The organism is Modestobacter marinus, from assembly GCF_011758655.1.
Taxonomy (GTDB): Bacteria; Actinomycetota; Actinomycetes; order Mycobacteriales; family Geodermatophilaceae; genus Modestobacter; species Modestobacter marinus.
In genome coordinates this window covers 2,210,502-2,232,627 of the sequence record NZ_JAAMPA010000001.1, presented here as the reverse complement: position 1 = coordinate 2,232,627, position 22,126 = coordinate 2,210,502, and the positions used below count along the sequence as shown (strand labels likewise).

The following is a 22,126-nucleotide window of genomic DNA, read 5'->3' as shown; positions in this document are numbered from 1 at the left end:
GTCGGGTCCCCGCTTCTCAGGTGCCTGAGGGAAGTGCGTCGGAAGAGGTCTACAGGGCCGGACCGACGGGAGTGCCAGCGGGTACGGCATCCGCCGCCAGCGCGTGCAGCGCCGTGCGGGCCAGCAACCGCACCCCGACCCCGATCGCCCGCTCGTCGACGTCGAAGGTGCCGCGGTGCAGGTCCAACGTCTCGCCGCTGCCGTGGGTGCCCAGCCGCGCGAGCGCGATCGGCAGCACCTCGGCGAACCAGCCGAAGTCCTCCCCGCCCATGCTCTGCGGGGACAGCGCCACGCCCTCGCTGCCCACCGTCTCCAGCGCCGCGGACCGGAGCAGGGCCACGCTGCGCGGGTCGTTGACCACCGGCGGCACCCCGCGCACGTACTCGATCGCCACCCGGGCGCCCGAGGTGGTCGCGACGTCGGTGACCAGCCGGCGCACCAGCTCCTCGGCCTCGCTCCACACCGCGCGGTCGAGCACCCGCAGCGTGCCGCGCAGCTGCCCGGTCTCCGGGATGGTGTTGGCCGCCACCCCCGCGCTGACCGCTCCCCACACCAGGGACACACCGGCCCGCGGGTCGACCAGCCGGGACAGCAGGCCGGGCACCTCGGTGACCACCTGGCCCATGGCGTGCACGAGGTCGACGGTCAACTGCGGCCGGGCGGTGTGCCCGCCGGGCCCGGTGAGCGTCACCTCCACCCGGTCACAGGCCGCGGTGATCGCCCCGGTGCGCAGCCCGACCGACCCGGCCGTCAGCGAGGGGTCGCAGTGCAGCGCGAACGCACGGGTCGCCCCGGCCAGCACGCCCTCGTCGAGGACCTCCAGGCCACCGCCGGGCACCTGCTCCTCGGCGGGCTGGAAGACGCACCGGACGGTGCCGGGCAGCTCGTCCAGCGAGGCCAGCGCCAGCGCCACCCCGAGCAGCACGGTGGTGTGCACGTCGTGGCCGCAGGCGTGGCAGAGCCCCTCCCGGGTGGAGGCGTACGGGACGTCCTTGAGGTCGGCCAGCGGCAGCGCGTCGATGTCGGCGCGCAGCACGACGACCGGCCCGGCGTCCGGGTCGCCCCCGACGTCACAGACCAGGCCGGTGCCGGACTTCAGCCGGCGGGGCGCGAGGCCCGCCGCGGTGAGCCTCTCCTCCAGGAAGGCCGTCGTCTCGTGCTCGACGAAACCCAGCTCCGGGTGGGCGTGCAGGTGCCGGCGGACGGCGACCAGCTCGGCGTGGTGTGCCTCCGACCAGGCATCGACGGCAGAGCCCAGGGCGCTCCCCGCGCCGGTCGTCTCCTGCCCGCTCACGCCGCCCCCGCCGCCGGCAGCCCGTCGCGGAGCTCGGCGAGCAGGCTGTCGACCACCGGTGCCAGCTCCCCGTCGTTCGCCGCGGCGACGGCGCGCTGCCGCTGGTAGGAGGCGCCGGCGTCCAGCACCCGCCGCACGTCGGCGAGCTCGGCCTCGCAGCCGAGCTTGCGGGCGGTCGGCAGCAGCTCCTCGACCACGTCGGCGATCGCCTCGCGCACCGGGCGCACCGTGCCCTGCTCGTCGACGACGATCTCGGCGTCCAGGCCGTAGCGCACCGCGCGCCACTTGTTCTCCCGCACGATCCAGTCCGCCGGCGAGGGCAGGGTGTAGCCGCGGTCGAGCTGGGTGTCGAACTGCTCGACCAGGCACTGGGCGAGCGCGGCCACCGCACCGATCTCGTCGAGGGTGGGCAGGCCGTCGCAGATCCGCAGCTCGACGGTGCCGAAGTCCGGGTGCGGGCGGATGTCCCACCACACCTCGCGGACGCTCTCGATGGCGCCGGCGTCGATCAGCGTGCCCATGTACGCCTCGAACTGGCCCCAGTCGGCCAGCTGGTAGGGCAGCCCGGCGGTCGGCATGCCCTCGAACACCTTCGTGCGGGACGACGCCAGGCCGGTGTCGCAGCCGGCCCAGAAGGGCGAGGACGCCGACAGCGCCAGGAAGTGCGGCACGTACTGGGTCAGCGCGTTCACGATCGGGATGATCTTCTCGGGCGAGCGGACGCCGACGTGCACGTGCACCCCGAAGATCTGCAGCCGCCGGGCCGGCCACTGCATCCGCTCGACCAGCTCGGCGTAGCGCTCCTTGGGGGAGATCTCCTGGGTGTCCCACCGGGTGAACGGGTGGGTGCCGGCGCACATGACGCCGAGGCCGCGCCGCTCGGCGGAGGCGACCACCTCGGCCAGGGTGCCGGCCAGGTCGGCCTTGGCCTCGGCGACGGTGGTGCAGACCCCGGTGATGATCTCGACCGTCGACTGCAGCAGCTCGTGCTTGGCCTTGGGGTGCTCGTCGAGGCCGTCGGGGGTGATCTCGGCGAGGATCTCGGTGGCGCCGGAGGTCAGCTCGCGGGTCTGCGGGTCGATGAGCTGCAGCTCCCACTCCACTCCCAGGCTGGCGCGCTCGGACGAGTGGAAGGGGATCTGCACCCCGCGAGTCTAGGAGGGACGCCGGACGGCCGCCGGTCCACGGCAGCGCGGCCGTGTGACGGCCCCTACAGTCCGCAGTGTGCGACGGCGACTGGTGGTCATCGGTGGGGACGCCGCGGGTGGCAGCGCCGCCTCGCAGGCCAGGAAGCGCTGCGCCGACCTGGACGTGGTGATGTTCGAGCGCGGCCGGGCGACCTCCTACTCCGCCTGCGGGATCCCCTACTGGATCAGCGGCACGGTGGAGAGCGAGGCCGCGCTGATCGCCCGCACCCCCGACCAGCACCGCGCGATGGGCCTCGACGTGCGGATGCGCACCGAGGTGACCGGCATCGACCTGGACCGCCGCACGGTCACCTGGCGCGACCTCGACGGCGGTGGACAGGGCAGCGAGCCCTTCGACGAGCTGGTCTACGCCACCGGCAGCGTGCCGATGCGCCCGCCGGTGCCCGGGATCGACGCCGACGGGGTGTACGGCGTCCAGGTCCTGGACGACGGCGTGGCCCTGCGCGCGGAGCTCGACAGCGGGCGGGTGCGCCGGGTCGTGGTGGTGGGCGGGGGCTACATCGGGCTGGAGATCGCCGAGGCCTGCCGGGTCCGCGGCCTGGACGTGACCGTGGTGGACCGCTCGGCCACCCCCGTCGGCACCTTCGACCCCGACGTCGGGCAGTTCATCGCCGACGCCGTGCGGGCCGAGGGCATCGAGCTGGTGATGGGCGAGGAGGTCGTCGCCGTCGACGTCGGCACCGACGGACGGGCCCGGGCGGTGCTGACCGCGGGCGGGCGGGAGCTGCCGGCCGACCTGGTCGTGCTCGGCCTCGGGGTGCGGCCGAACGTCGGGCTGGCCCGGGAGGCGGGGATCCCGCTGGGCATCTCCGGCGGCATCGCCGTCGACGCCCGGATGCACACCGAGGCCGAGGGGGTCTGGGCGGCCGGGGACTGCGTGGAGTCGCGGCACCGGCTGTCCGGCCAGCGGATGGTGGTGGCGCTGGGCACCCACGCCAACAAGCAGGGCCGGGTGGCCGGGATCAACATCGGCGGGGGCTACGCCACCTTCCCCGGCGTGATCGGCACCGCGATCACCAAGGTGTGCGACCTGGAGGTCGCCCGCACCGGCCTGTCCAGCGAGGAGGCCCAGCAGGCCGGCTACGCGTTCGTGACCGCGTCGGTCGACTCGACCACCACGGCCGGCTACTTCCCCGGCGCCCAGCCCATCCGGATCAAGATGATCGCCGAGCGGCGCAGCGGACGGCTGCTGGGCGCCCAGGTGGTCGGCTGCCCCGGGTCCGCCAAGCGGATCGACGCCCTGGCCGTCTGCATCTGGAACGAGATGACGGTCGACGAGGTCCTGTCCCTGGACCTGGCCTACGCACCCCCGTTCGCCCCGGTCTGGGACCCGGTCCTCATCGCCGCCCGCAAGGCCTTCGAGGCCGTGGAGGCCGACGTCCGGGACCTCTGACCGGCTCGCCGGGCCGGGCGACCGGACGACGGGCCTCGGTCGCTCGCCCGCGAGGGCCGGCGGCCGCTGGGCTAGTTTCGGCCCGTGAGCACGCCGACCGCCCCCGCCGTCCCCGACCCCGCGGCACTGGCCGCCCGTGCCGCCGAGGAGCTGACCGCCGTCGTCGGCGGCGGTCACGACGTCGCGGTGGTGATGGGCTCGGGCTGGGCCCCGGCCGCCGACGCCTTCGGCGAGACGCTGGCCAGCGTGGCCATCGGCGACCTGCCCGGGTTCGCCGCCCCGACCGTCACCGGGCACGGCGGGGAGATCCGCTCGGTCCAGGTCGGCGAGCGCAAGGCGCTGCTCTTCCTCGGCCGCACCCACCTCTACGAGGGCCGGGGGGTCGAGCCGGTGGTGCACGGCATCCGCACCGCCGCCGCGGCCGGGGTGCGCACCGTCGTCCTCACCAACGCCGCCGGCGGGCTGCGCCCCGACCACCGGGTCGGGCAGGCCGTGCTGATCAGCGACCACCTGAACATGACCGCCCGGTCCCCGCTGGTGGGCGCCACCTTCGTCGACCTCACCGACCTCTACTCCGCCCGGCTGCGCACGCTGGCCAAGGAGATCGACCCGTCGCTGGCCGAGGGCGTCTACGCCGCGCTGCCCGGCCCGCACTTCGAGACCCCTGCCGAGATCCGGATGCTCACCACGCTGGGTGCGGACCTGGTCGGCATGTCCACCGCGCTGGAGGCGATCGCCGCCCGGGCGGCCGGGATGGAGGTGTTCGGCCTGTCGATGGTCACCAACGCCGCGGCCGGCATCACCGGTGAGGCGCTGGACCACCTGGAGGTGCTGGAGGCGGGCAAGGCCGCGGCCGGCCGGCTCGGCAGCTTCCTGGTCGAGCTGATCGGGCGGATGCCGTGAGCGGAGCGGGGCGTGAGCATCGCAGCGAGGAACGAGCGAGGAGCGGAGCGTCCCGCGGGAGCGAACCGTCCAGCACCGTGACCGGTCCGGTCCTGGTCACCGGCGCCGCCGGCGGGCTCGGGACGGCGCTGCGCGGCGGGCTGCCCGAGCGCGGCTGGGCGCTGCGCAGCCTGGACGTGGTGCCGATCGAGGACCCGCGCCCGGGCGAGGAGCACCTGGTCGCCGACGCCGCCGACCTGTCCGCGATGACCGACGCGGCGCAGGGGGCAGCCGCCGTGGTGCACCTGGCCGGCATCCTCGGCGAGGCGACCTGGCCGGCGATCGTCCACTCGCACATCGAGACGACCCGCTCCGCCCTGGAGGCCGCCCGGCGCGCCGGCGTCCCCCGCGTGGTGCTGGCCAGCAGCAACCACGCCAGCGGCTTCACCCCCCGGCCCGCGTCCGGCCTGCTCACCGAGGCCGACGCGCCACCGCGCCCGGACACCTACTACGGGGTGGCCAAGGTGACGATGGAGGCGCTGGGCTCGCTGTACGCCGACCGGTACGGGCTGGACGTCGTCTGCCTGCGGATCGGCAGCGCGTTCCCCCGGCCGACGACGGTCCGCCAGCTGGCCACCTGGCTGTCCCCCGGAGACACCGTGCGACTGGTCGACGCCGCGCTGCGCGCGCCGTCCCCCGGCTTCCGCGTCGTCTGGGGCGTCTCGGCCAACACCCGCGGCTGGTGGGACCTCACCGCCGCCCGCGCGCTGGGCTACGAGCCGGCCGACGACGCCGAGGCCTACGCCGCCGAGCTGATCGCCGCCCAGGGCGAGGCGGACCCGGCCGACCCGGTGCACGCCCGGGTCGGCGGGGAGTACACGCTGCCCGGTGTGGACGTCGACGTGGTCGAGGCAGCGCAGGGGCCGGTCCAGCCGAGCGGGGGCCCGCGATGACCGACCTGCTGGCCACCGCCCGCGCCTGGGCCGCCGCCGACCCGCACGCCGGTGACCGGGCCGAGATCGAGGCGCTGGTCGAGGCCGGCGACGCCGCCGAGCTGGAGCGCCGGTTCACCGGCCCGCTGACCTTCGGCACCGCCGGGCTGCGCGGCCCGCTGCGCGCCGGCCCGGCCGGGATGAACGCCGCCGTGGTCGGCCGCGCCGCCGCCGGGCTGGCCCGGTACCTCACCGACGCAGGCCAGGGCGGCCGCGGCGTGGTGATCGGCTACGACGCCCGGCACCGCTCCGACGAGTTCGCGCACGTCTCGGCCGCCGTGCTGTCCGGCGCCGGGTTCGCCGTCTCCGTGCTGCCCCGCCCGCTGCCCACGCCGGTGCTGTCCTACGCCGTCCGGCACCTGGGCGCGGTCGCCGGGGTGATGGTGACCGCCAGCCACAACCCGCCGCAGGACAACGGCTACAAGGTCTACCTGGCCGACGGTGCACAGCTGGTGCCGCCGGCCGACCGGGAGATCGAGGCCGCGATCGCCGCGGCCGGCCCGGCCCGCGAGCTGCCGCTCTCCGACGACTGGAACACCCTCGGGGACGACGTCGAGGCCGACTACGTCGCCGCGGTGGTGCGCGCCCTCGAGCCCGACCGGGTGGACGCCGCGGCCCGGCGGCGTCTCGAGGTGGCCTACACCGCGATGCACGGCGTGGGCTCGGCGACCACCCGGCAGGTGTTCGAGGCCGCCGGCTTCGCCGCGCTGCACTGCGTCGCGGAGCAGGACCGGCCCGACCCGGCGTTCCCGACGGTCGCCTTCCCCAACCCGGAGGAACCGGGTGCGGTCGACCTGCTGACCGCACTGGCCGGCAGCACCGGCGCCGACGTCGCCATCGCCGAGGACCCCGACGCCGACCGCTGCTCGGTGGTCGTGGGTGGGCGCCAGCTGACCGGCGACGAGGTCGGCGTGCTGCTGGGCGACTGGCTGCTCCGCCGCGGGGTGCGGGGCACCTACGCGAACTCCCTGGTCAGCGGCTCACTGCTGGGCACGATCGCCCGCGCGCACGGGGTGCCGTTCGAGCAGACCCCGACCGGCTTCAAGTGGATCATCCGGGCCGGCTCGGCGTCGGCGCCGCTGGTCTTCGGCTACGAGGAGGCGCTGGGCTACGCGGTGTCGCCGTCGGTCGCGCACGACAAGGACGGCGTCTCCGCCGCACTCGCCGTGGCGCTGCTGGCCGCCGAGCTCGCCGTCGACGGCCGCACGCTGACCGACCGGCTGGACGAGCTGGCGGTCGAGCACGGCCTGTACGCCACCGGCCAGTACTCGGTGCGGGTCGAGGACCTGACGCTCATCTCCGGCGCGATGACCCGGCTGCGCGCGCAGCCACCGGCCCAGCTGCTCGGCCGGCCGGTCGAGGTGGTCGACCTGCTGCACGCCGAACCCCCGCTGGACGCGGTCCGGCTGACCGGCGAGGGCGTGCGGGTGATCGTCCGGCCCAGCGGCACCGAGCCGAAGCTCAAGGCCTACCTGGAGACCGTCGTCCCGGTGCCCGACGTCGCCGGACTGCCGGCGGCCCGCGGCCAGGGCGCGGACCAGCTGGACCGGCTGCGCACCGAGATGGCCGCCGCGCTCGGGCTGTGACCCCTGGGCGTCAGCCCCAGTAGGGCGGGCGATCCGGCTCGGGCGCCGGCTCCGGCTGCAGGTACGGGCCGGCCGTCGGCGCCGCGGACGGCGGCGGGCCGTACCGGTTGGGCCCGCCGTCGCCGCGGAGGAAGCCGGTGAGCACCAGCAGCGTGATCTGACCGAACAGCGGCACCAGCCCGATCAGCAGCCACCACGCGGACATGCCGCGGTCGTGCAGCCGGGTCGCGCCGCTGGACACGGACGCCGGGAGGGCCAGCAGCCCGACCAGCGTCACGATCGGTCCGTAGCCGGTCTCGCCGGTGGCGATGCTCTCCAGCGAACTGTTGCCGAGCGCGACGTCGGCCATCAGGGCGAGCACGCTGAGCACCCCGATGGGCAGGGCGTACTGCAGCCACCAGGTGCGCCGGTCGATGCGCCCGCGGCGCACGTACCACTGCCAGAAGTCCACGGGTCCAGTCTGCCTCGCCGGGCGCGGGTCAGCGAGGAGGTGGGCCGTACCGGTTGGGGTGCGGCCGGGTGCCGAGGAAGCCGCAGGTGATCACCAGGACCAGCCAGCCGATGCCCGGGAGCAGGCTCCACAGCAGCCACCAGGCGGAGTGGTCGCGGTCGTGCAGCCGGGTCACGGTCGCCGCGATGTTCGGCACGATGAGCGCCAGGGCGACGAGCGCGGTCACCGGCCCGCCCTGGTCGGGGAAGAACCAGAGGACGTCGGCGACGTCGACGACGCCCTCCCGGTCCTCGAACCGCGGGTAGCTGTCCGGGAACCACTGGGCGTCGATCACCGAGGCCATCAGCCCGAGCAGGGCGATGAGCAGCACGTACCGCAGCCACCACTCGCTGCGCCGGATGCGGCCGGTGGGCAGGTACCAGCCGAGCAGGCCTCCGCGGCCGTCGTCCCCGGTCATCCCCCGACGGTCTCGCGGCAGCCGGTCGCCAGCGACCGCTGCGCGGCCTCGAGCACCCGGACGACGTCCCGCCCGAAGGTGACGTCGCAGGGGTGCACCCCACCGGTCAGCGCAGCGGCCTGCAGCTCGTCGACGGCGACCGCGTGGGCCTCGACCGCGGCACCGGACTCGGGCAGCAGCACCAGCCGGCCGGCGTCGCCGTGCACCCAGGTGTCGATGCCGGTGGCCAGCTCGGCCACGGTCGCCGAGACGGTCACCGTGCTCGCGCGGCCCTCGGGGTGGGTGAGCACCAGGTGGACGGTGTCGCCCTGCCCGGCGCCGGCCTGCACCGCGCTGACCGGCCCCAGGGTCGGGACGAGGAGGGAGAGCGCGTGCGGCCCGATGTCCCACAGCGCACCGTGCTCCAGCCGCCAGGGCGTCTCGAACGGCGAACCGGCCAGCCGGCCCAGCCAGGTGACCGCGCCGCCGGCCAGGGTGGTGCGGGACGCCTGCTCGAGCCAGGTGGACGTCGCCGTCCGGAAGCGGTTGGTGAAGAAGACCACCGAGGCGACCCCGGCGTCCTCGACCGCGGCGACCACCCGGTCGGCGGCGGCTACCGACAGCGCCACCGGCTTCTCCAGCAGCAGGTGCTTGCCCGCGGCGGCCGCGCGCTCGGCGAGCGGGGCCTGCACGTCCGGCGGGAGCGCGAAGCTGACCGCGTCGACGTCGGCGAGCAGGGCGTCGAGGTGGTCGGTGCCCGGGACGTCGAACTGCGCCCCGGCCGCCTTCGCCTTGGCCAGGTCCCGGCCCCACACGCCGACCAGCTCGGCGTCCGGGTGCCCGGCCAGGGACTTCGCGTGCACCTCGGTCGCCCAGAAGCCGGTGCCGAGCACCCCGAACCGCATGCTCAGACCACTCCCCCACGGCTGCCCACGGTCACTCCGCTCCTCGCTGCCACGTCCACGGGTCAGACGGCACCGAACTGGCGGTCACCGGCGTCACCGAGGCCGGGGACGATGTAGGCGTTCTCGTTGAGCCGCTCGTCGATGCTGGCGGTGAAGACGCGCAGCGGCAGGCCGCTGGCCTCCAGCCGCTCCAGCCCCTCGGGTGCGGCCAGCGCGCAGAGCACGGTGATGTCGGTGCAGCCTCGGTCGGTGAGCAGCGAGCAGCAGTGCACCAGCGAGCCGCCGGTGGCCAGCATCGGGTCGAGCACGAAGACCTGGCGGCCGACGAGTGACTCCGGCAGCGAGGCCATGTAGGCCTCCGGCTGGAAGGTCACCTCGTTGCGGGCCAGCCCGACGAAGCCCATCTGCGACTCCGGCAGCATCCCGTGCGCGGTGTCGGCCATGCCCAGGCCGGCGCGCAGCACCGGCACGATCAGCGGCGGTGCGGCCAGCCGGTAGCCGGTGGTGTCGGTGACCGGCGTGGTGATCGGCTCCTCAGCGACCGCCAGGTCGCGGCTGGCCTCGTACACCAGGATCTGGGTGAGCTCCCGCAGCGCGGCCCGGAAGGCGGCGTTGTCGGTGCGCTCGTCGCGCATCCGCGACAGTCGGGCGCGGGCGATCGGGTGGTCGACGACGGTCAGCTGCACGGCGCACACCGTATCGGCCGGCGACGACGGGTCAGGTGCGGAGCCGGGCAGCGGCCTCTGGGACTCCCGGCCCGGTGACCGCGGAGGCCGAGACCGACCGGCCCGTGGCCAGCAGCAGGAGGTCGCCGGCGGTGCCACGCACCTCCGGTCCTGCGCCCTCCGCCCAGGCGGTGTCGGTGGCCACCAACCGCACTCCGCACAGCCGCCGGACCGGGCGGCCGTAGAACGCGTTGGACCAGACGTGCTCCAGTGCCGGGACGGCGAGGTCCTGTGGCGTGGGCAGCCGGCGGCGGAGTGGGCGGACGATGTCCTGGCTGTGCACCAGGACGTCGACCAGCGGGTCCCAGGGGCTGGACAGCCCGACCCGGCGGTCGAGGGCGGCGGTCGCGCGCAGCTGCGCGGTGAGCACGCCCGGCGGGTGGGCTGCGGCGCGTTCCCGGGCGGCGCGGGCCTCGGCCCGGTCGAAGTCGCCGCGGGCCCGCAGGATGCCCAGCACCATCCCGGCGGTGGACTGCCGGGTGGAGAGGGTGAGGTGCGCCAGCACGTCGTGCACCGTCCAGCCGTGGCAGAGCGAGGGTGTCGTCCACTCGTCGCGGTGCACGGTGTCGAGCAGGTCGGCGAGCGCCCGCCGCTGCGCGGCGACCTCGGGGAGCATGGCGACACGGGGTACGGGCACGGGGTCCTCCGGGAACGGTCGACGTCGGTACCGGGTCAGGACCGCCGGACCCAGCCAGACTCATCGGCGAGCCGGCCCACGTGAGCGAGACGCAGCGGTGAGACGACGTTCGACCACCGGGCGAGACCGACGCCGGCGCCAGGCAGGACGACGAGACCAACGCCGGAAGACCAACGCCGGCGCCAGGCAGGACGACGAGACCAGCGCCGGCGCCAGGCAGGACGACGAGACGAACGCCGGGGCAGGGCACGACGATTGCGCGTGTCAGCGGACCAGTGGGCCGATGAGGATCTCGGTGTCGTCGGGGCGCCAGGTCCGCCATCGACCGTCGGGATCTCGTGCCACGCGGAAGCCGTGGTGGACCTTGGTGTGGTGCCGTTCGCACAACAACGCCGAGTTGCTCAACGACGTCTCACCGCCGTGCAGCCAGTGGATCAGGTGGTGCACATCGCACCAGTGGGTCGGTGCACCACAGCCGGCGAACACGCAGGACCTGTCCCGGCGTTCGACCGCCTTGCGCAACCCGGGAGTGACCACCCGGTGGTCCCGGCCCAGGTCCAGCGGGGTGCCGTCGGGACCCATCACGATCCGGGAGATGCTGCCGTCACAGGCCAGGTGGCGGGCCCGCGCGGCGGAGATCGTCGCCCCGAACCCCAGCTCCCCCGCACCGGCGCCGGTGGCCGGGTCGACCAGGTCGTCCAGGTCGATGCCCACCACGACGTGGGGCTTGACCGTGCGAAGGGTCGGCAGATTGCCAGAGGCGAGCTGGTTGTCAGCCAACTGGACCAGGGCGTCGGCGTTCTGCTGCGCCCGGGTCCGCACGTCACCCTGCGTGCGGTCCGCCTGCACGATCGACTCGATCGCCGCCTTCACCTTCTCGCCGCCGGTCGCATCCAGGTCGAACCGGCCGGTCACCGAACCATCAGCGTGCGTGGCGATCGTCAACCGCCGCCCCTCGGTCGGGTCCGGCTCCGGCCCGTCCGGGTCCAAGGCGTCCTCAAAGGCCTGGACCGCGGCGAGCAGCGACTGGTGCGGTGACGCAACGGCCACCCGCGCCCACACCTCATCGGAGGCCCCGAGGTCGATGCCCTGCTCCCCGGCGCGGGCGACCTCGACCGGACCGACCTTCCTGGCCACCACGTCGACCTGCTCCGCGGTCACCGACCCCTCGGCGAACCCGGCCGCCAGCACCGGGAAGTGCTCCAGGGCCCGCCCGGATCGCAGGATCCGCGAGGCCTCGGCCGGCGCGAGCCGCGCGTGCCCGATCAGCCACGACCGCATCGACTTCAGCCCGTCCCACTCCGCGGCCTGCACGATGTCGGACTGACGCACCGTGCGGGTCAACTCCGCCGCGACCCGATTGCCCAGCTGCACCAACATGGCCGTCCGGTCCAGCACCTGCCCGTCGGTGAGGGCGTGCAGGTCATCGGCGGCCAGGGCGTCCAGCGCGGAGATCAACTCGCTCACCGAACACCTCCTGACCCGTTCGAACGTGTGTGCGAAGAATACCGGCCGAACGGCCCACCGACCACTCGAATCCGCAGGTCAGAGGCTCATCCACAGATGTCAGCGAGCTCTTGACAGACCGACCCGGAGCTGACCGGGATCGCCGGCTGTGGACGGTGCCCTGCCGCCCGGCGCAGCAGTGGAGAATGCGGCGCATGACCCACGTGCTGGACCCGAACGCGCTGGCCGACCCCAGCGGCGGGACGGGCGCCCCGCCCGATCCGTTCGCCGACGTCACCCGCTCGAACGACGCCTTCCGCGCGTTCCTGCACGGCCTGCCCGGCGTCGACCAGGTCGGCGCCGAGGCACGGGCGAAGGTGCTGGGCACACGATCGATCAAGACGACCGCCAAGGCGTGGGCGATCGACACGGCGATCTCCATGGTCGACCTGACCACGCTCGAGGGCGCCGACACCCCGGGCAAGGTCCGCAGCCTGGCCGCCAAGGCCCGCCGCCCGGACCCGACGGACCCGGCCTGCCCGGCCGTCGCCGCGGTCTGCGTCTACGGCGACCTGGCCGGTGTGGCCAAGGAGGCGCTGGCCGGCACCGGCATCAACGTCGCCGCCGTCGCCACCGCCTTCCCCAGCGGCCGGGCCAGCCGCGAGGTCAAGCTCGCCGACGTCCGGGACGCCGTCGCCAACGGCGCCGACGAGATCGACATGGTCATCGACCGCGGCGCCTTCCTGACCGGCCGGTACCTCGACGTCTTCGAGGAGATCGTCGCCGTCAAGGAGGCCTGCGGGCCGGCACACCTCAAGGTGATCCTGGAGACCGGCGAGCTGGTCACCCTGGACGCCGTCCGCCGCGCCTCGTGGCTGGCGATGCTGGCCGGCGGCGACTTCATCAAGACCTCCACCGGCAAGGTCTCCCCCGCGGCCACCCTGCCGGTCTGCCTGGTGATGCTCGAGGCCGTGCGCGACTTCCGCGCCGCCACCGGCCGCCAGGTCGGGGTCAAGCCCGCCGGCGGCATCCGGACGACGAAGGACGCCGTCAAGCACCTGGTGCTGATCAACGAGACCGTCGGCGCGGACTGGCTGTCCCCCGACTGGTTCCGCTTCGGCGCCTCCAGCCTGCTCAACGACCTGCTCCTGCAGCGCCAGAAGCTCCGCACCGGCCACTACAGCGGCCCCGACCACGTGAGCGTGGACTGAGATGACCAGCCTGTTCGAGTACGCGCCCGCACCCGAGTCGCGGTCCATCGTCGACATCCGGCCCAGCTACGGGCTGTTCGTCGACGGGGAGTTCACCGACGGCACCGGCACGCCGCTGAAGACGGTCAACCCGGCCACCGAGGAGGTGCTCAGCGAGGTCGCCACCGGCAGCGATGCCGACGTCGACCGCGCCGTGCGGGCCGCCCGCCGGGCGTTCGTCAAGGTCTGGGGGCCGATGCGCCCGGCCGACCGCGGCAAGTACCTGTTCCGCATCGCCCGGCTGCTGCAGGAGCGGGCCCGGGAGTTCGCCGTCCTGGAGACGCTGGACAACGGCAAGCCGATCCGGGAGTCCCGGGACGTCGACGTGCCCCTGGCCGCGGCGCACTTCTTCTACCACGCGGGCTGGGCGGACAAGCTCGAGCACGCGGGCCTCGGGCCGGCTCCGCGACCGCTCGGCGTGGCCGGGCAGGTCATCCCGTGGAACTTCCCGCTGCTGATGCTGGCGTGGAAGATCGCGCCGGCGCTGGCAACCGGCAACACCGTCGTCCTCAAGCCGGCCGAGACCACTCCGCTGACCGCGCTGCTGTTCGCCGAGATCTGCCAGCAGGCCGACCTGCCGCCGGGCGTGGTGAACATCGTGACCGGTGCCGGGGAGACCGGCCGGGCGGTGATCAGCCACCCGGACGTCGACAAGGTGGCCTTCACCGGCTCGACCGAGGTGGGCCGCGCCATCGCCCGCGCGGTCGCCGGCACCGAGAAGCGGCTCACCCTGGAGCTGGGCGGCAAGGCGGCGAACATCGTCTTCGACGACGCGCCGATCGACCAGGCGGTCGAGGGCATCGTCCGCGGCATCTTCTTCAACCAGGGCCACGTCTGCTGCGCCGGCTCCCGGCTGCTGGTGCAGGAGTCGGTGCACGACGACGTCGTCGCCGCACTGCAGCGGCGGATCGGCACCCTGCGCGTCGGTGACCCGATGGACAAGAACACCGACCTGGGCGCGATCAACTCCGCGGAGCAGCTGGCCCGCATCCGCGAGCTGACCGCCTTCGGGGAGACCGAGGGCGCGACCTGCTGGCAGCCCGACGGCGACCTGCCCGACCGCGGCTTCTGGTTCAAGCCGACCGTCTTCACCGACGTCTCCCCCGCCCACCGGATCGCCCGCGACGAGGTCTTCGGCCCGGTGCTCTCGGTATTGACGTTCCGCACCCCGGACGAGGCTGTCGCCAAGGCCAACAACACCACCTACGGGCTCTCGGCCGGCATCTGGTCGGAGAAGGGCTCGCGGATCCTGAAGGTCACCGACCAGCTGCGCGCCGGCGTGGTGTGGGCGAACACGTTCAACGAGTTCGACCCCACCTCGCCGTTCGGCGGTTACAAGCAGTCCGGCTACGGCCGCGAGGGCGGCCGGCAGGGGCTGGCCGCCTACCTGAGGAGCGACTCCTGATGTCCGACCGGCTCACCGTGCGCAAGACCTACAAGCTCTACCTGGGCGGGGCCTTCCCGCGCTCCGAGTCCGGCCGCACCTACGAGGTCCTCGACTCCCGGGGGCACTTCCTGGCCAACGCGGCCTGGGCCTCCCGCAAGGACGGCCGGGACGCCGTGGTCGCCGCCCGGGGCGCGTTCCCGAAGTGGTCCGGCGCGACCGCCTACAACCGCGGCCAGGTGCTCTACCGGGTCGCCGAGGTGATGGAGGGCCGCGCCGCCCAGTTCGCCGAGGAGGTCGCCGCGGGCGAGGGACTGTCGGCCGCCAAGGCCCGCGCCGCGGTGGACGCCGCGATCGACCGCTGGGTCTGGTACGCCGGGTGGACCGACAAGCTCGCCGCCGTGCTGGGCAGCACCAACCCGGTCGCGGGGCCGTACTTCGGCTTCTCCGTACCCGAGCCCACCGGCGTCGTCGCCGTCCTGGCCCCGCAGCGGTCGAGTCTGCTCGGGCTGGTCAGCGTGCTGGCCCCGGTGCTGGCCGCCGGCAACACCGCCGTGGTGGTGAGCTCCAAGGAGCGCCCGCTGCCCGCGATCACCCTCGGCGAGGTGCTGGCCACCTCCGACGTCCCCGGCGGGGTGGTCAACCTGCTCACCGGGGACGCCGCGGAGATCGGTCCGTGGCTGGCCGAGCACGCCGACGTCGACGCGGTCGACCTGGCCGGCGCCCCGGCGCCGCTGGCGATGGAGCTGGAACGCTCCGCCGCCGGGACGATCAAGCGGGTGCTGCGGGCGCCGGCCGAGGAGCCTGACTGGTCGGCCGACCCCGGCCTCTCCCGGCTCCGCCCCTTCCTGGAGACCAAGAGCGTCTGGCACCCGATCGGCGTGTGACGTCCCCTCCTGCCCACCCTGAGCAGGCGGCAGGAGGGCCCTCCCGCCCTCCACCACCCGCAGGCTCGACGCGAGACCCTGCCGGAAGGCCGGGGCGCGCGTCCGGACCGGCTACCCCAGTGCGCGAGCACAGGATCACCGGGCAGGATGGGCGGGTGCCCAGGTCCAGCATCGTCCCCATCGCCCTGACCCTCGACGACCGCACGGGCTACACGCTCTGGGCGCCGCCGTGGGAAGAGGACGGCGAGGAGTGGCAGGCGTTCCTCGGCAGCACGATCGACGTGCCGGCCGACATCAACGACGACGACCCCGAGGCCCCCGGCCCCACCGCCGTCGTCCACCTGTTCCCCTCGCCGGCGGCGCTGGCCGCGTTCTGCCGGGTGAGCACCGACCACGACCTGGCCGACCACCCGGTCTGGCCCGTGGTGTCGACGCTGGGCGCCGCCGACCTCACCCCCGACGAGGACCACCGCTACGACCTCGACGGCGTCTACGACGTCGTCGCGGAGAACCCCGACCGCTGGGCCGTCGAGGAACTGGCCGCCGACGTCGACATCGTCGGCCGGCTCGCCGAGTGCTGTGACACCACCGGCGACGAGGACGACGAGGACCTGGACGACGACGAGACCAGCTTCGAGGCCGTTGCCGAACTGGTCGCCCGCCCCGAGGTCGCCGCGCTCTCCCTGGGCGTCGGGGCGTTCCTCGGCCGCAGCGGCGAGGAGAGCTGGGCGCGGCTGGGCACCGCCGTCGACGAGCTGTGGGAGGACGTCCTCGAGGAGCTCGACGAGCACCTGGACTGGACCGGCGCCGGCACCGTCCGGCCAGAGGACTACCCCTCCGCCGCCGAGGAGGCGGAGGCCCGCGCCGCCGACCCGGACGACGACGAGGACGACGACGTCGACGCCACCCCGGCGGCCCGCCCCGCCGCCGGGTCGACCGCGGCCAGCCCGGCCCAGGCCTCCACCGCCGGGGTCCGGACCGTCCGCAGCGGCAGCGGGCTGACCGCCAGCCCTGCGGCCGTCGCCGCCGCCCAGGAGTTCTGGGAGGCGGTCGGCATCCTGCCCGTGGAGCTGGTCCACCCGCAGGGGGCCGGGCTGACCCTGCGCTGCTACGTCGACGACCGGGCGCGCTTCCTCGGCCGGGACGGTCAGGTGTTCGTCTTCCCCAGCCCGGTGGAACTCGCGCGGTTCTGCGCCGGCGACGAGGAGCACGACCTCACCGAGATCGCCTCCTGGCCCGAGGTGGCCGACACCGACACGATGCCGCTGCCGGCCGACGAGGACCGCTACGACCTGGCTGCGCTGTCCGAGGTGCTGGCCGAGGTGGCCGGCGGCGCCGGCGGGCTGGTGACCCACCAGGCGCTGGCCCAGCCGGCCGAGGGCGCGCTGGACCTGGCCGAGTACGCCGGGCTCCCGCGGGTGCAGCAGCAGCTCAGCCCGGGCGCTGCGCTCGGTCAGGCGGTGGCCCGCGGCGAGAGCGAGCCGACCGCCCCGCTGTCCGCGGAGGACGCTGCGGTGCTGGCCGCCGCGTGGGCCGACGTCCTCGCCGACGTCGGCACCGCCCTGGTCTTCCGCACCGACGTCGAGCGCGCGTAGGCACGCGCGCTCCGGAACGGCCAACGGCCGGCCCCCGCGATGCGGGAGCCGGCCGTTGCCGTTCGTGCCCCGTCCCTGCGGACGGGGCCCTGCTCAGTAGGAGCGGGCCGGGCGCGGAGGACGGCCGCCGGAGCGTCCGTCGCTCGAGCCGCGGTAGCCACCGGACCGTCGGTCACCGCCGCGATCCCGATCGCCGTAGGAGCGCTCGCCCGAGGGGCGGTCGCCGTACGAGCGCTCGCGGTCGCCGGAGGGCCGGCCGGCCGAGCTGCGATCCCGATCGCCGTAGGAGCGCTCGCCCGAGGGGCGGTCGCCGTACGTGCGGTCGCGGTCGCCGGAGGGACGGCGCGGGCCGCCACGGTAGCCACCGGGGCGCTCACCGGAGTGCCGGCGCCCACCGGAGCTGCCGGCCGGACGGCGCGACTCGCGCACCGGGCGGACGATCGGCTCCACGAACGTGCCGCCGGCGACGAGCTCCGCGATCGGGGCGTCGCCCGGGCGGATCCGCGACACCTGCGGGTCGAGCTTGGCCTGGCGGAAGCGGCGCTTGGCCTGGCCCACCTGGTCGGGCAGGAGCAGCGAGACCACGACGCCCGCGGCACCGGCGCGCGCGGTGCGGCCGGAACGGTGCAGGTAGGTCTTGTGGTCTGCCGGCGGGTCGTAGTGCAGGACCAGCGACACGTCGTCGACGTGGATGCCACGCGCGGCGACGTCGGTGGCCACCAGCACCGGGCTGCGGGCGTCGGTGAACGCCTCCAGCGCGCGGCGCCGGGCGGCCTGCGGGAGCCCACCGTGGATGGGCTCGGCCGCGATGCCGACCTGCTGCAGGTTGCCGGCCAGCCGGTCGGCACCGTGCTGGGTGCGCACGAAGATGATGATCCGGCCCGGACGGGCGGCCATCGCCTCGGTGACCTTCAGCTTGTCCGGGAAGGACACGCTGTAGGCCAGGTGCTCGGCCTTCGGGCCGTTGTCCTCGGCCTTGACGACCTCGTGGCGGGCCGGGTCCTTGAGGTAGCGGCGCACCAGGGTGTCGACCTCGCCGTCCAGCGTGGCCGAGAACAGCAGCCGCTGGCCGTCGTTCCGGGTCTGGTCGAGCAGCTCCTTGACCACCGGCAGGAAGCCGAGGTCGGACATGAAGTCGGCCTCGTCGATGACCGAGACGACGACCTCGGAGAGGGTCGCCTCGCCCTGGTTGATCAGGTCCTGCAGCCGCCCGGGGGTGGCGATGAGCACGTCGACGCCGCGACGCAGCTGCTGGATCTGGCGGTACATCGAGGCACCGCCGTAGACGGCGGCCAGCTGGACGCCGTTGGCCTGCCCCAGCGGGGCCAGGTTGTCGTGCACCTGCTGGGCCAGCTCGCGGGTCGGCACCAGGATCAGGCCACGCGGTGCGCGGCGACCCTGCTGGGCGTCGGCACCGAGCCGGGCCAGCAGCGGGAGGCCGAAGGCCAGCGTCTTGCCCGAGCCGGTGGCGGCCTTGCCGAGCACGTCGCGCCCGGCGAGGGCGTCCGGCAGGGCGGAGGTCTGGATGGCGAAGGGGTGACGGATGCCCCGGCGCTCGAGCGCGGTGACCAGCGGCTGGGGCAGGCCCAGCTGGGCGAAGGTCGGGCCGGTGGGCTCGGGCGCCGCCTCGGCCGCGGGGGCCTCGGTGGCGGGCGTGTCGAGGACGGCGGCCGCGGCCGGGGCGTCCTGGAGAGCGGGGGTGTTCTGAGCGTCGACAGAGTCGAACGAGGACAAGCGGGGACTCCGATACAGATCGGCGCGCGTCCCGTGGTGATGCTGATCGCCGGATGCCCGGCGTCCACACTGGTGATCGGCGGCGTCTGCGGTGACGCGTGATCTGCACGGATGCGCTGTGCCCGGGCAGGACCGCCCGGGAGGATGACCGGCGTTCACCGGCACGATCAGGTTAGCAGCGACGGCGTCCGGATGATTCCCGCGAGCGGGTGACCCTCCTCGCCAAGGGCCTCCGGCCCCCGTGCCGGGGCCGGAGGGTGGGGGCCGGATCAGCCGCGGAGGGCCTCGAAACGGGGACGGAGCACGTCGGTGAACACCCGGGCGCGCACCGCGTCGTCGGCGAACCCGGCACGCAGCGCCCGCTCCGCGACCGCCTGCACGTCGTCCCAGCCCCACCCGAACGTGTCGACGACGGCGGTCAGCTCGCTGCTCGCCGACACCCCGCTCATCAGCCGGTTGTCGGTGTTGAGGGTCACCGTGAAGCCGGCCCGGTGCAGCCGGTCGACCGGGTGGTCGGCCAGCGTCGGGTAGGCGCCGGTCTGCACGTTCGACGACGGCGCGACCTCCAGCGGCACCTGCTCGTCCCGCACCCGCTCGGCCAGCGCGCCCAGCGGGCCGTCGGCGGGCACCTCGTCGGCGATCCGCACCCCGTGGCCGAGCCGCTCGGCACCGGCGCCGTCCAGCGCCGCCCGGATCGACTCGATGCCGGCGGCCTCCCCGGCGTGCACCGTGCGGTGCGCACCGGCGCGGTCCAGCAGCTCGATCGCCGCGGGGATGCGGTCCGGCGGGAAGCCGTCCTCCGGCCCGGCCAGGTCGAAGCCGACCACCCCGGCGTCCCGGTGCCGCACGACCTGCTCGGCGACCTCCACCCAGCGGTCGGCCTGGCGCATCGCGCACAGCAGCGTGCCCACGACGATCGGGTGCCCGGCAGTCGCGGCCTCCCGGCTGCCCTGGGCGTAGCCGTCGAGCATCGCCTCCACGACCTCGTCCAGCGACATGCCGCCGGCGGTCAGCAGCTCCGGCGCCATCCGCACCTCGGCGTAGACCACCCCGTCGGCCGCCAGGTCCAGCGCGCACTCGCGGGCCACCCGCTGCACCGCCTCCGGGCGCTGCATCACCGCGACGGTGTGCGCGAACGTCAGCAGGTAGCGCTCCAGCGACCCGGAGTCGGCGGCCTCGCGGAACCAGCGGCCCAGCGCCTCGGGCTCGTCGGCGGGCAGCTCGCGGTAGCCGATCTCCCCGGCCAGCTCGATGACCGTCTGCGGCCGCAGCCCGCCGTCCAGGTGGTCGTGCAGCAGCACCTTCGGGGCGCGGGCGAGGGTCTCGGCGTTCAGCGGTGCGGCGGGCATCCCGGCAGGTTACCGACGCCGGCCCACCCGGCTCCGCGGTGTCCGGACCGGTCCGGCGGCTACCGGTCGATGCGGTCCTGCCAGCGGAAGGTGCGCACGCACAGCAGCAGGCCGACGACGCACCAGATGCCCAGCACCAGGGCGACCCGGCCCAGCTCCCAGGTCCCGGCCGGCTCCTGCGCGGCCAGCGCGTCGGGGAGGAACACCGAGCGCAGCCCCTGCGCCATCCACTTCAGCGGGAAGACCGCGGCGACCGTCTGCAGCCAGGTCGGCACCTCGCTGAACTGGAAGAACACCCCGGAGATGAACTGCAGGACCAGCGCCACCGGGGTGACCGTCGCCGAGGCGGAGCGGCCGTTGCGGGCCAGGCTGGAGACCGCGATGCCCAGCAGCGTGCAGGCCGCCGAGCCCAGCGCGGCGACCCAGGCGAAGGTCAGCCACTCCGTCCCCGACGGGAGGTCGACGTCGTAGAAGACCACCCCGATCACCAGCAGGATCGCCACGATCGCCACCGTGACGACGAAGACCTGCACGACCTTGCCGACGAAGTAGGCGCTCTTCGGCATCGGGGTGCCGGCCAGGCCCTTAAGGGTGCCGTCGCTGCGCTCGGTCGCGATCCCGATGGCCATGTTCTGCAGGCTGGCGCCGAGGATCCCGGCGGCGATCACCCCGGCCATGAAGTACTGGGTGAAGCTGACGCCGGAGCCCAGCTCGTAGTCCAGCACGGCGCCGAACACCAGCAGCAGGATCACCGGGAACATCAGCGTGAAGACGACGGACTCCCGCTGCCGGAAGAACTCCTTGAGCTCCACCTCGGCGCGGGTCCGGCAGACGCCGGCGATCGAGGGCAGTGAGCGCTCCGTGGGAACGGTCATGCGACCGGCCATGACGTGCCTCCTCGCTCCGCTCGGCCGTTCGCTCCGCTCCTCGCTCGCTGGCGCTCGCTGCGATGCTCACTCACGGACGGTCTCCGATCATCTTCAGGTAGACGTCCTCGAGGGTGGGACGGGCGACGGCCAGGTCGGGCACCTCACCGGGGAAGCGGCCGGCCAGCTCCGCGACGAGCGCCGTCGGGGCGGCGGTCTCGACGGTGCGCCGGACGCCGTCCTCGGTCCAGCTGACGACGGCCGGGGCGTCCCCGCGCCCGCCCAGCGCCGACGGGACGGCGACCTCCACCAGCCGGCCCTGGGTGATGACCCCCACCCGGTCGGCCAGCTCCTCGGCCTCGTCCAGGTAGTGCGTGGTGAGCAGCATCGTGGTGCCCAGGTCACGCAGCGAGCGGATCAGCGACCAGAACTGCCGGCGGGCCTCGGGGTCGAAGCCGGTGGTGGGCTCGTCGAGGAAGAGCAGCCGCGGCCGGCCGACGATGCCGAGCGCGACGTCCAGCCGGCGGCGCTGCCCGCCGGACAGCGTGCGCCCGCGCGACCCGGCCTTCTCGGTGAGCCCGACCAGCTCCAGCACCTCGGCCGGGTCCCGCGGGTCGGGGTAGTAGGCGGCCTGGGCGCGCAGCAGCTCCAGGCAGGTCAGCTGGCTGTCCCCCGCGCCGGACTGCAGCACGATGCCGAGCTCGGCCTTCCAGCGCCGTCCCCCGGTCGCCGGGTCGACCCCGAGCACCCGGACCTCGCCGCCGTCCCGCGCGCGGTAGCCCTCCAGCACCTCGACGGTGGTGGTCTTCCCCGCGCCGTTGGGGCCGAGCAGGGCGAAGATCTCCCCGCGCCGGATGTCCAGGTCGACGCCGTCGACGGCGTTGCGGTCGCCGTACCGCTTCACCAGGCCACGGATGCTGATGGCGGCGTCGGGATCGAGCGGGCTGGCCGGCTGGACCGCTCCGGGCGCTGGTGCGGCGGGCGTTCGGGTCACGAACGGTCAGTGTCCTCTCCCCGGCTGAACGGCCACGCCACCCCTCCCCCGATGATCATGGAGCCGGCGGGACGACCCGCCGTCCCCCGGCGGCGCGTCGCCACGCCCGCTC

20 protein-coding genes are annotated in these 22,126 nt (G+C 74.6%); 8 read left to right on the top strand and 12 right to left on the bottom strand.

Annotation, left to right across the window (positions count from 1 at the left end; all coding sequences use genetic code 11):
• Positions 1-49: 49 nt before the first annotated feature.
• Both FB380_RS10645 and FB380_RS10640 read right to left on the bottom strand, forming a co-directional pair.
• Positions 50-1,294 (bottom strand): amidohydrolase, encoded by a 1,245-nt coding sequence (locus tag FB380_RS10645; RefSeq protein WP_229682129.1) that lies wholly within the window; start codon positions 1,292-1,294, stop codon positions 50-52.
• Positions 1,291-2,439 (bottom strand): glutamate--cysteine ligase, encoded by a 1,149-nt coding sequence (locus FB380_RS10640; RefSeq protein ID WP_166755022.1) that lies wholly within the window; start codon positions 2,437-2,439, stop codon positions 1,291-1,293. Before FB380_RS10640 ends, FB380_RS10645 begins: the two co-directional genes overlap by 4 nt.
• A 79-nt stretch (positions 2,440-2,518) precedes the next feature.
• On the opposite strand from FB380_RS10640, the gene FB380_RS10635 reads away from it, so the two are divergent.
• The 4 genes from FB380_RS10635 to FB380_RS10620 all read left to right on the top strand — a co-directional run bounded on the left by FB380_RS10635 (position 2,519) and on the right by FB380_RS10620 (position 7,355).
• Positions 2,519-3,895, top strand: a complete 1,377-nt coding sequence (locus tag FB380_RS10635; protein ID WP_166755021.1) for an FAD-dependent oxidoreductase — start codon at positions 2,519-2,521, stop codon at positions 3,893-3,895.
• Positions 3,896-3,979: 84 nt separating this feature from the next.
• Positions 3,980-4,798: a purine-nucleoside phosphorylase gene (locus FB380_RS10630; protein ID WP_229682130.1), complete on the top strand. Its 819-nt coding sequence runs from the start codon at positions 3,980-3,982 to the stop codon at positions 4,796-4,798.
• A gap of 77 nt (positions 4,799-4,875) precedes the next feature.
• A complete protein-coding gene (locus tag FB380_RS10625) occupies positions 4,876-5,730 on the top strand; it encodes an NAD-dependent epimerase/dehydratase family protein (protein ID WP_166755020.1) in 855 nt (284 codons plus the stop codon).
• Positions 5,727-7,355, top strand: a complete 1,629-nt coding sequence (locus tag FB380_RS10620; protein WP_166755019.1) for a phospho-sugar mutase — start codon at positions 5,727-5,729, stop codon at positions 7,353-7,355. The genes FB380_RS10625 and FB380_RS10620 overlap by 4 nt, the downstream gene beginning before the upstream one ends.
• Before the next feature lie 10 nt (positions 7,356-7,365).
• Here FB380_RS10620 and FB380_RS10615 read toward each other — a convergent pair whose 3' ends face one another.
• The 6 genes from FB380_RS10615 to FB380_RS10590 form a co-directional block, all read right to left on the bottom strand.
• Positions 7,366-7,806, bottom strand: coding sequence for a DUF805 domain-containing protein (locus tag FB380_RS10615; protein ID WP_166755018.1), 441 nt, complete (start codon positions 7,804-7,806; stop codon positions 7,366-7,368).
• 28 nt (positions 7,807-7,834) lie between these two features.
• Entirely contained in the window at positions 7,835-8,263 is a 429-nt protein-coding gene (locus FB380_RS10610) for a DUF805 domain-containing protein (protein WP_166755017.1), read from the bottom strand.
• Positions 8,260-9,147: a Gfo/Idh/MocA family protein gene (locus FB380_RS10605; RefSeq protein ID WP_166755016.1), complete on the bottom strand. Its 888-nt coding sequence runs from the start codon at positions 9,145-9,147 to the stop codon at positions 8,260-8,262. Before FB380_RS10605 ends, FB380_RS10610 begins: the two co-directional genes overlap by 4 nt.
• 62 nt (positions 9,148-9,209) lie before the next feature.
• Complete coding sequence (gene upp, locus FB380_RS10600) at positions 9,210-9,833, bottom strand: uracil phosphoribosyltransferase (RefSeq protein WP_166755015.1); 624 nt, start codon at positions 9,831-9,833, stop codon at positions 9,210-9,212.
• Positions 9,834-9,864: 31 nt separating this feature from the next.
• A complete protein-coding gene (locus tag FB380_RS10595; RefSeq protein ID WP_229682131.1) occupies positions 9,865-10,509 on the bottom strand; it encodes a maleylpyruvate isomerase family mycothiol-dependent enzyme in 645 nt (214 codons plus the stop codon).
• 264 nt (positions 10,510-10,773) lie between these two features.
• Positions 10,774-11,976, bottom strand: a complete 1,203-nt coding sequence (locus tag FB380_RS10590; protein ID WP_166755014.1) for an HNH endonuclease signature motif containing protein — start codon at positions 11,974-11,976, stop codon at positions 10,774-10,776.
• 194 nt (positions 11,977-12,170) lie between these two features.
• Here FB380_RS10590 and deoC point away from each other — a divergent pair, with 194 nt between their 5' ends.
• The 4 genes from deoC to FB380_RS10570 all read left to right on the top strand — a co-directional run bounded on the left by deoC (position 12,171) and on the right by FB380_RS10570 (position 17,071).
• Positions 12,171-13,166: a deoxyribose-phosphate aldolase gene (deoC, locus tag FB380_RS10585; RefSeq protein WP_188959611.1), complete on the top strand. Its 996-nt coding sequence runs from the start codon at positions 12,171-12,173 to the stop codon at positions 13,164-13,166.
• 1 nt (position 13,167) lies between these two features.
• Positions 13,168-14,610: an aldehyde dehydrogenase family protein gene (locus FB380_RS10580; protein ID WP_166755013.1), complete on the top strand. Its 1,443-nt coding sequence runs from the start codon at positions 13,168-13,170 to the stop codon at positions 14,608-14,610.
• Entirely contained in the window at positions 14,610-15,476 is an 867-nt protein-coding gene (locus FB380_RS10575; RefSeq protein WP_166755012.1) for an aldehyde dehydrogenase family protein, read from the top strand. Before FB380_RS10580 ends, FB380_RS10575 begins: the two co-directional genes overlap by 1 nt.
• A 155-nt stretch (positions 15,477-15,631) precedes the next feature.
• Complete coding sequence (locus FB380_RS10570; RefSeq protein WP_166755011.1) at positions 15,632-17,071, top strand: hypothetical protein; 1,440 nt, start codon at positions 15,632-15,634, stop codon at positions 17,069-17,071.
• A gap of 93 nt (positions 17,072-17,164) precedes the next feature.
• Here the strand turns inward: FB380_RS10570 and FB380_RS10565 are convergent, their stop codons facing one another.
• From FB380_RS10565 to FB380_RS10550, 4 genes are all read right to left on the bottom strand, one after another.
• Positions 17,165-18,805, bottom strand: a complete 1,641-nt coding sequence (locus FB380_RS10565; RefSeq protein ID WP_166755010.1) for a DEAD/DEAH box helicase — start codon at positions 18,803-18,805, stop codon at positions 17,165-17,167.
• A gap of 269 nt (positions 18,806-19,074) precedes the next feature.
• Positions 19,075-20,154, bottom strand: coding sequence for an adenosine deaminase (locus tag FB380_RS10560; RefSeq protein WP_166755009.1), 1,080 nt, complete (start codon positions 20,152-20,154; stop codon positions 19,075-19,077).
• Between the two features lie 59 nt (positions 20,155-20,213).
• Positions 20,214-21,029, bottom strand: coding sequence for an ABC transporter permease (locus tag FB380_RS10555; RefSeq protein WP_166755008.1), 816 nt, complete (start codon positions 21,027-21,029; stop codon positions 20,214-20,216).
• A gap of 82 nt (positions 21,030-21,111) precedes the next feature.
• Positions 21,112-22,014, bottom strand: a complete 903-nt coding sequence (locus FB380_RS10550; protein WP_166755007.1) for an ABC transporter ATP-binding protein — start codon at positions 22,012-22,014, stop codon at positions 21,112-21,114.
• Positions 22,015-22,126: the final 112 nt, after the last annotated feature.